Genomic DNA, 8,237 nt, shown 5'->3' with positions numbered 1-8,237 from the left:
GCGGCCGCCGACGCGCTGTGGGCCGGGGTGCCGATGCTGAGCCGGGCCGGCGCCAGCTACGCCGCCCGCCTCGGCGGCAGCCTGCTGCACGCCATCGGCCTGCCGGAGCTGGTGACGCACAGCGCCAAAAGCTACGAAGACAAGGCGGTGCGCCTGGCCGGGCGGGCGCCGGAACTGGCGCGGCTGCGCCGCCGCCTGGCCAAAAACCGCGACCGCGCACCGCTGTTCGACACCCCGCGCCTGGTGCGTCAGCTGGAACAGCTGTACCTGCAAGTGGCGCGCGGCAGCCTGCGGCCGGACGACGGCCAGGCCAGCGCGCCGCCGGAACTCAGCCTGGCGCTGGTCAGCATCCTGATTCCCTGCGGCGACCAGCACAGTCCGGAGCAGCTGGAGCGCACCGTGCGCGCCGCGCTGGCGCAGCAATATGGCCGCTGCGAAATCATCGTCAGCGACAGCGGCAGCGGCGAAACCCGCCGCCGCCGGCTCGGCAAACTGCTGGCCGCCCATCCGCAACTGCGCTACAACCGCGCGCCGGCGCTGGCCGACGAAGCCAATCTCGACCATAGCCTGACGCTGGCCCTGGGCAGCTATATCGCGGTCGCCCCGCCGGGCGAGCTGATGCGGCCCGACAAAATCAGCCGCATGATGCAGTACTACCAGGCGTATCCCGGCATCGGCCTGGTGGCCTGCTGGCGCCAGCCGGTCGACGCCGCCGGCCAGCCGCTGCCGGGCGCGCCGCTGCTGGCAAGCGACACCGCGGTCAGCGGCGAATCGCTGGCGCGCATGCTGCTGACCCATGACGGCGGCGCCGGCGACCTGCTGTGCCCACCGGCCCTGCTGCTGCGGCGCGACCAGTTGGGCGCCAGCTTCGGCCATTACCAGGGCCGGCGCTACCGCGCGCTGGCCGGCGTGGCCACCACGCTGGCGGCGCTGGCCGGGCGCGAGTGCGCCTACCTGGCGGCGCCGCTGTCGGCGTTTGAAGCGGCGCCGCCGCCAGCCACCCCGGCGGCACAACTGAGCGACCTGCTGAGCGCGGCGCTGGAACGTCTGTATCTGTTGTATGAGGCCCACACCCGCCAGCATTTCCTGACCGATGGCCGCCAGTTCAAGGCGCTGCTGTCGGCCCGCCTGGGCGCGCTGAACGCGCTGGTGCTACAGCACTACAGCCAATTGGCGGACGGCGATCCGCAGCAAAATGAAACCGTGCAACAGGCGCTGCGCCAGGGCTACCATTTGCTGCTGGGGCAGTGCTGAGGGGGCAAACGCCCTGTTGCTTTTCGTTTAAAATACGACCGCAATGGCTGACAATGCAGTCTGCGAACACTCATCATCAACCGGAGACAGCATGAAAGCAGTGATTTTGGCAGGCGGTCTGGGCACACGTCTCAGCGAAGAAACCACCGTCAAGCCGAAACCGATGGTCGAGATCGGCGGCAAGCCCATCCTGTGGCACATCATGAAGAGCTATTCCGCTCACGGCATCAACGACTTCGTCATCTGTTGCGGCTACCGCGGCTACATCATCAAGGAATTCTTCGCCAACTACTTCCTGCACACCTCGGACGTCACGTTCGACCTGCAAGCCAATAGCATGGAAGTGCACGAGCGCCACGCCGAACCATGGCGCGTGACGCTGATCGACACCGGCGCCGACAGCATGACCGGCGGCCGCCTGAAGCGCGTGCGCGAACACCTGAAAAACGAGGAAGCCTTCTGCTTCACCTACGGCGACGGCGTGGCCGACATCGACATCACCGCCTCGATCGCCTTCCATAAGGCGCACGGCAAGCTGGCCACCATGTCGGCCGTGCTGCCGCCGGGCCGCTTCGGCGCCATTGACATCGACGGCCAGCGCATCGTCAGCTTCAAGGAAAAACCGCGCGGCGACGGCGCCTGGATCAACGGCGGCTACTTCGTGCTGTCGCCCAAAGTCATCGACTACATCGAAAATGACGCCACCATCTGGGAAAAAGAGCCGATGGAAACGCTGGCCCTGGACAACCAGATGGACGCCTACTTCCACCACGGCTTCTGGCAGCCGATGGACACGCTGCGCGACAAATTCCACCTGGAAGACCTGTGGCAAAGCGGCACGGCGCCGTGGAAGAAGTGGCCATGAAGCCGTCGTTCTGGCAAGGCAAGCGGGTGTTCCTGACCGGCCACACCGGCTTCAAGGGCAGCTGGCTCAGCCTGTGGCTGCAACAGCTCGGCGCGCACGTCACCGGCTACGCGCTGCCGGCGCCCAGCAATCCAAATCTGTTCGACGTGGCCCAGGTCGGCGGCGGCATGACCTCCATTATCGGCGACATCCGCGATGCCGCCGCCCTGCAGGCCGCCATGCAACAGGCGCAGCCGGAAATCGTCATCCACATGGCGGCGCAGGCGCTGGTGCGCTACTCCTACGCCAACCCGGTCGAGACCTACGCCACCAACGTCATGGGCCTGGTCAACTTCTTTGAAGCGGTGCGCAACACGCCCGGCATCAAGGCGGTGGTCAACGTCACCAGCGACAAGTGCTACGAGAACAAGGAATGGGCCTGGGGCTATCGCGAGAACGAAGCCTTCGGCGGCTACGACCCGTACAGCAACAGCAAGGCCTGCGCCGAGCTGGTCACGGCCGGCTACCGCTCGTCCTTCTTCAATCCAGAAAAATATGCCGAGCACGGCGTGGCGCTGGCGTCCGGCCGCGCCGGCAACGTCATCGGCGGCGGCGACTGGGCCGAGGACCGCCTGATCCCCGACATGGTACGCGCCATCGCCGCCGGCCAGCCGGTGCGCATCCGCAGCCCGCACGCGATCCGCCCGTGGCAGCACGTGCTGGAGCCGCTGTCCGGCTATCTGACGCTGGCCGAACACCTGTATGAGCATGGCGCGGCGTACGCCGAGGGCTTCAACTTCGGCCCGCACGACACCGACGCCCGCCCGGTCGAGTGGATCATCGAACACCTGTGCCAAAGCTGGGGCGACGGCGCCGCCTGGGAACTGGACGCCGCGCCGCAGCCACATGAGGCACACTATCTCAAGCTGGACTGCTCCAAGGCCCGCGCCCGCCTGCAATGGCAGCCGCGCTGGCATCTGGCCCACACTATCGACAAGATCGTTGAGTGGCATCAGGCCCACGTGACGGGCGCCGACATGCGCGCGCTGACGCTGACTCAAATCGACACCTATCAAAATACCGCACCCCTCGCACCTCTTTAAGGCAGCAATCATGAGTGAAGCACAAAACAAGGAACAACTCCGCGCACAGATCATCCAGCTGGTGGCCGAATACGGCGCGCTGGCCAGCCAGCCCAAGGCCTTCGAGCCGGGCGTGACCGTCATCCCGCCGGCCGGCAAAGTGGTCGGCGCGCCGGAAATGGAACTGATGGTGCACGCCTCGCTGGACGCCTGGCTGACCACCGGCCGCTTCAACGACCAGTTCGAAGCCAAGCTGGCCAAGCTGATCGGCGTGGACTTCCTGATCACCGTGAACTCCGGCTCGTCCGCCAACCTGGTCGCCTTCAGCGCGCTGACCTCGCCCAAGCTGGGCGCGCGCGCGATCCAGCAGGGCGACGAGGTGATCGGCGTGGCGGCCGGCTTCCCGACCACCGTCAACCCCATCATTCAATTCGGCGCAGTGCCGGTGTTTGTCGACGTCGAGCTCGGCACCTACAACATCGACGTCACCAAGCTGGAAGCGGCGATCTCGCCCAAGACCAAGGCCATCATGCTGGCCCACACGCTGGGCAACCCGTACAACCTGGACGTCATCACCGCGATCTGCAAGAAATACAATCTGTGGCTGATCGAGGATTGCTGCGACGCCCTCGGCTCGACCTACAACGGCAAGATGGTCGGCACCTTCGGCGACATCGGCACCATGTCGTTCTACCCGGCGCACCACATCACCATGGGCGAAGGCGGCGCCGTGTTCACCAACAATCCGGAACTGAAGATGATCGCCGAATCGTTCCGCGACTGGGGCCGCGACTGCTACTGCCCGCCGGGCAAGGACAACACCTGCGGCAAGCGCTTCTGCCAGTGCTTCGGCACGCTGCCGGCCGGTTACGACCACAAGTACACCTACAGCCACCTCGGCTACAACCTCAAGATCACCGACATGCAAGCCGCCTGCGGCCTGGCGCAGATCGACCGCGCGCACGGCTTCATCCAGGCCCGCAAGGACAACTTCGCGTATCTGAAGGATCGCCTGAAATCCTGCGAGGAATTCCTGATCCTGCCGGAAGCCACCGAGAATTCCGACCCGTCGTGGTTCGGCTTCCCGATGACCTTGAAGCCGGAAGCCAATGTGGCCCGGGTCGACCTGCTGACCTATCTGGACCAGCACAAGATCGGCACCCGTTTGCTGTTCGCCGGCAACCTGGTGCGCCAGCCCTACATGCAGGGCCGCACCTACCGCATCTCCGGCGAGCTGACCAACACCGACCGCGTGATGAACGACACCTTCTGGGTCGGCGTCTACCCCGGCCTGAGCCGCGAAATGCTGGACTTCGTGGTCGACAAGCTGGAAGCCTTCTTCGGCGTCAACTTCTAACGCGATGCATTCGTATGTAGAACCGTTCCGCTCCATGCTGCCGCCGAACGCCCGCCTGCTGGTGCAGGCCGGCGCCAACGACGGCGAACTGGCGCGCGACTACCGCGCCTTGTATCCGGCCTCGTCGCTGCTGGTGGTGGAGGCCGAACCGGCGCGCGCACAACATGCGCGTGACTACGCCGAGCGCGTCTACCAGGCCGACCTCCACAGCGCCAGCGACGCCCTCTACAAGCAGCTGGAATGGGCCGACGGCTGGTATTTCGACGCCTCGCTGGAGCAGCTGGCCAACCCGGCGCGGGTGCTGCAACGGGTACGCAAGGTACTGCCGGTGGACGCCTGCGTCGTCGCCCGCATTACCAACGGCGTCTACTGGGATGCGCCGGCGACGCCGCCGCGCCATGCCTGGACCATCACCGACATTCTCAACCTGTTCCAGCAGAGCGGCTTCCGCGTCGTCAGCGGGGTGCTGCTGAATCCGGCCCCGCTGCCGCCCGAAATCGAAGCGGCGCTGCGCCAGCGCGCCGCCGAACAGGGGCTGGAAGCGCAGACGCTGCTGGATGCGGCCCAGCCGTCCCACTACCTGATTAAAGCCGTGCCCGCGTGATGAACGATAAAATAAACGACAGGCCACTTTTTTACTGCATCGCCCACGCGCCCTTCAGCTGGCAGATGCCGGACTTCATGACCATGCTGGGCTCGGGCGATTACGTGCCGGAAAACGGCCTGGCCATGAGCAAGCTGCTGTCGCCGGAAGAGGCGCGGCGCAACCGCTACCTGGGCGAATACCTGGCGCTGTTCGAAGTGCGCCGCCAGCTGATCGCCAACAAATCGACAGGCTTCGTCGGCTTTTGCCACTACCGCCGTTTCGCCCTGACCGAGCCGATCGGCGTGCTGACCGGCTTCAACTACCACGCCCATCCCGACCTGCTGGCGCAAGTCAGGCCGGAGCACTTCTACGGCGACATGCAGACGCCGATCGTGCCGATCTCGGTCACCTTCGCCGGCAGCATCCTGCAACAGTACGACGCCAACGGCACCACCCGCGACATGCTGATGTTCTTCGGCGACGCCGTCGATTGCGGCGTCATCACCAACCTGGAAGCCGCCAACTTCCTCAGCAATCCCTCGTTCATCACGGCGCCGACGGTGGCCTACATCCCGGTGCAGTGGTTTGTCGACATCGTGCATGACCTCGAACTGGTGATGTCGCGCTACTTCCGCCATCACTACATCCACCGTCCCGGCTACACCGACCGCAGCATGGCCTTCTGCTGCGAGCGGCTGCAAGCCTTCCTGCTGTCCAAGCGCATCGCCGAATGGGGGCCGGACAAGGTCATCGCGCGCGCGCTGGTGCGCCTGGACGAAAACTATCCCCGCACATAAGCCATCATGAAGATTGTCGCCACCGCCATTCCCGGCTGCTTCCAGATCATCACCGACATCCGTCGTGACGAGCGCGGCAGCTTCGTCAAAGTCTTCCATGAAGACATCTTCCGCGACCACGGCCTGGCCACCGATTTCGCCGAGGAATACTATTCGACCTCGCAGCGCGGCGTGATCCGCGGCCTGCACTTCCAGACCCCGCCTCACGACCACGCCAAGCTGGTCTACTGCACCCAAGGCGCGGTGCTGGACGTGGCGCTCGATCTGCGCCGCGGCTCGCCGGCCTACGGCCAGCACATCACGCTGGAACTGAGCGCCGAGAACGGCCACATGCTGTACCTGCCGGCCGGGCTGGCGCATGGCTTCTGCTCGCTGAGCGAGCAATCGCTGATGGTCTACAAAGTCACCACCACCTACGCGCCCAACAACGACGGCGGCGTGCTGTGGAATTCGGCCGGCATCGCCTGGCCGGCGCCAGCCCCCATCATGTCGCCGCGCGACCACAGCTTCCCCGCGCTGGCCGAATTCGACAGCCCGTTCGTCTACCACGCCGCCGGGAGCGCGCCATGAGCGCCGCCGCCCCGCGCCGGGCGCTGGTGACCGGCGCCTCCGGCTTCATCGGCGCCGCGCTGACGCGTCGGCTGCTGGCCGATGGCTGGGAAGTCCACCTGGTGCTGCGCGCCAGCTCGTCCACCGCCGGCCTGCCGGACGCCGGCGGCCGGCTGCACCTGCACCGCCACGACGGCAGCACGCTGCAACTGATCACCATCCTGCGCAGCGCCGCGCCGGACATCGTGTTCCACCTGGCCTCGCTGTTCTTGGCCACCCACAAAGCGGAAGACATCGACCGCCTGATCAACGCCAACCTGCTGTTCTCCACCCAGTTGGTGGAAGCCATGGCCGCCTGCGGCGCGCGGCAGCTGGTCAACACCGGCACCTCGTGGGAGCACTACCAGGACCAAGCCTACAACCCGGTCTGCCTGTACGCGGCCACCAAGCAAGCCTTTAACGCCCTGCTGCGCTACTACATCGAAGTGCACGGCTTGCGCGTAGTCACGCTCAAGCTGTTCGACACCTACGGCGCCGGCGACACCCGGCCCAAGATACTGAACCTGCTCAAGCGCCTCGCCAACGACGGCAGCACGCTCGGCATGTCACCCGGCGAACAGCTGATGGACCTGGTCTACATCGACGACGTGCTGGACGCCTTCCTGCTGGCCGCCGAACAGCTGAGCACGCAAGCGGGGGCGATGGAAGAATACGGCGTCTCCAGCGGCCAGCCGCTGCCGCTGAAAGCGCTCGCCGCGCTGTATGCCGAGGTCAGCGGCAAACCGTTGAACATCGAATGGGGCGGCCGCCCCTACCGCGAGCGCGAAGTGATGGTGCCTTGGCACAGCTACCGCAGCGTGCCGGGCTGGCGGCCGAAAGTCGGCCTGGCGCAAGGCCTGGCCCTGTTCCACCACGCCTGATGTCCCCCTTGATGTCCCCCCTTCGGGGTCAGTTCTAAAAATCGGACACGAGCTCGGCTGTTTAGAAGTGCGACAAGTCGAGCGCCACGCCGGCGCTGGCCATCAGCGCCTGACGGGTCAGGCGCGTCTCCATATTCGGCCCCGGATGCTTGCGGTACAGCTGTAGCATCACCTCAACGATCTTGTCATCGCGTGAATTGCCGCGCCGCATATTCTCCGGCGCGGTGGCCGCGCTCTTGTGGATCACCACGCCATCGGTGTCGAAGTGCACCAGCTGGCGGCCGTGCATCGCGGCCAGCAGAAAATCCCAGTCTTCGTAGATGATCAGATCGGTCTCGTTGCGCACCCCTTGCAGCACATCGCGGCGATAGGCCACGCAGCTGTTCGGGATGCGGTTGCGCACATACACGCTGTCAAACGTCACATCGGCAATCGAAATCTTCTGCCCGCCCGGCAGCAGCTTGGGCGGATTGACGGTGCGGTCCTCGTTCTGCACCTGGAAATCGTGGAACAGCAGCTCCGGCTGGTCCTGCGACAGCCGCGCCTTCAGCTTGGCCAGGTGATCCGGGCGATAGGTGTCGTCATCGTCGAGGAACAGGATGTACTCGCCATCGGCGATCGCCAACCCCAGGTTGCGGCTGGCCGCCGGCCCTGGCGTGCCCGAGCAGCGCAGCACATAGTCGAAACGCCCGGCCAGCTGGTTCAGATGCTGGTACGGCGGCAGATAGCCAGCCGAGTCCGACACGATGACCACCTTGAAGTCCTGGCAGGTCTGCGCGATCAGCGATTCCAGCGTGCGCATCAGCAGTATTGGACGCTCGTGGGTGGGGATGATGATGGTGAACAAG

General features: G+C 65.6%; 9 protein-coding genes. 8 read left to right on the top strand and 1 reads right to left on the bottom strand.

The window, feature by feature from the left end; translation table 11 throughout:
* From GJ699_RS10695 to GJ699_RS10660, 8 genes are all read left to right on the top strand, one after another.
* The coding region (locus GJ699_RS10695) for an O-linked N-acetylglucosamine transferase family protein (RefSeq protein ID WP_154375876.1) at positions 1 to 1,254 on the top strand (1,254 nt) is incomplete at its 5' end.
* Between the two features lie 91 nt (positions 1,255 to 1,345).
* Positions 1,346 to 2,119: a glucose-1-phosphate cytidylyltransferase gene (gene rfbF / locus GJ699_RS10690; RefSeq protein WP_154375874.1), complete on the top strand. Its 774-nt coding sequence runs from the start codon at positions 1,346 to 1,348 to the stop codon at positions 2,117 to 2,119.
* Complete coding sequence (rfbG, locus tag GJ699_RS10685; RefSeq protein WP_154375946.1) at positions 2,116 to 3,201, top strand: CDP-glucose 4,6-dehydratase; 1,086 nt, start codon at positions 2,116 to 2,118, stop codon at positions 3,199 to 3,201. Before rfbF ends, rfbG begins: the two co-directional genes overlap by 4 nt.
* A 10-nt stretch (positions 3,202 to 3,211) precedes the next feature.
* Complete coding sequence (rfbH, locus tag GJ699_RS10680) at positions 3,212 to 4,537, top strand: lipopolysaccharide biosynthesis protein RfbH (protein ID WP_154375872.1); 1,326 nt, start codon at positions 3,212 to 3,214, stop codon at positions 4,535 to 4,537.
* A 4-nt stretch (positions 4,538 to 4,541) separates the two neighbouring features.
* Entirely contained in the window at positions 4,542 to 5,141 is a 600-nt protein-coding gene (locus tag GJ699_RS10675) for a hypothetical protein (protein ID WP_154375870.1), read from the top strand.
* Positions 5,141 to 5,920: a hypothetical protein gene (locus tag GJ699_RS10670; protein WP_154375868.1), complete on the top strand. Its 780-nt coding sequence runs from the start codon at positions 5,141 to 5,143 to the stop codon at positions 5,918 to 5,920. Before GJ699_RS10675 ends, GJ699_RS10670 begins: the two co-directional genes overlap by 1 nt.
* A gap of 6 nt (positions 5,921 to 5,926) precedes the next feature.
* On the top strand, positions 5,927 to 6,490 hold the full coding sequence (gene rfbC / locus GJ699_RS10665) for a dTDP-4-dehydrorhamnose 3,5-epimerase (RefSeq protein ID WP_154375866.1): 564 nt from the start codon (positions 5,927 to 5,929) through the stop codon (positions 6,488 to 6,490).
* Positions 6,487 to 7,389, top strand: a complete 903-nt coding sequence (locus GJ699_RS10660) for an NAD-dependent epimerase/dehydratase family protein (protein WP_154375864.1) — start codon at positions 6,487 to 6,489, stop codon at positions 7,387 to 7,389. The genes rfbC and GJ699_RS10660 overlap by 4 nt, the downstream gene beginning before the upstream one ends.
* 61 nt (positions 7,390 to 7,450) lie before the next feature.
* On the opposite strand, the gene GJ699_RS10655 is transcribed toward GJ699_RS10660, so the two are convergent.
* Entirely contained in the window at positions 7,451 to 8,236 is a 786-nt protein-coding gene (locus tag GJ699_RS10655) for a glycosyltransferase family 2 protein (protein ID WP_154375862.1), read from the bottom strand.
* Position 8,237: the final 1 nt, after the last annotated feature.

Source organism: Duganella guangzhouensis (assembly GCF_009674535.1).
Taxonomy (GTDB): Bacteria; Pseudomonadota; Gammaproteobacteria; order Burkholderiales; family Burkholderiaceae_D; genus Rugamonas; species Rugamonas guangzhouensis.
The sequence above is the reverse complement of the archived record's forward strand: the minus strand, read 5'-3'. Positions and strand labels throughout refer to the sequence as shown.

Excerpts from the sequence above, each read along its gene's own strand:
- rfbF (WP_154375874.1), top strand. The coding sequence starts at position 1,346 with ATGAAAGCAGTGATTTTGGCAGGCGGTCTGGGCACACGTCTCAGCGAA.
- rfbG (WP_154375946.1), top strand. The coding sequence starts at position 2,116 with ATGAAGCCGTCGTTCTGGCAAGGCAAGCGGGTGTTCCTGACCGGCCAC.
- rfbH (WP_154375872.1), top strand. The coding sequence starts at position 3,212 with ATGAGTGAAGCACAAAACAAGGAACAACTCCGCGCACAGATCATCCAG.
- GJ699_RS10675 (WP_154375870.1), top strand. The coding sequence starts at position 4,542 with ATGCATTCGTATGTAGAACCGTTCCGCTCCATGCTGCCGCCGAACGCC.
- GJ699_RS10670 (WP_154375868.1), top strand. The coding sequence starts at position 5,141 with ATGAACGATAAAATAAACGACAGGCCACTTTTTTACTGCATCGCCCAC.
- rfbC (WP_154375866.1), top strand. The coding sequence starts at position 5,927 with ATGAAGATTGTCGCCACCGCCATTCCCGGCTGCTTCCAGATCATCACC.
- GJ699_RS10660 (WP_154375864.1), top strand. The coding sequence starts at position 6,487 with ATGAGCGCCGCCGCCCCGCGCCGGGCGCTGGTGACCGGCGCCTCCGGC.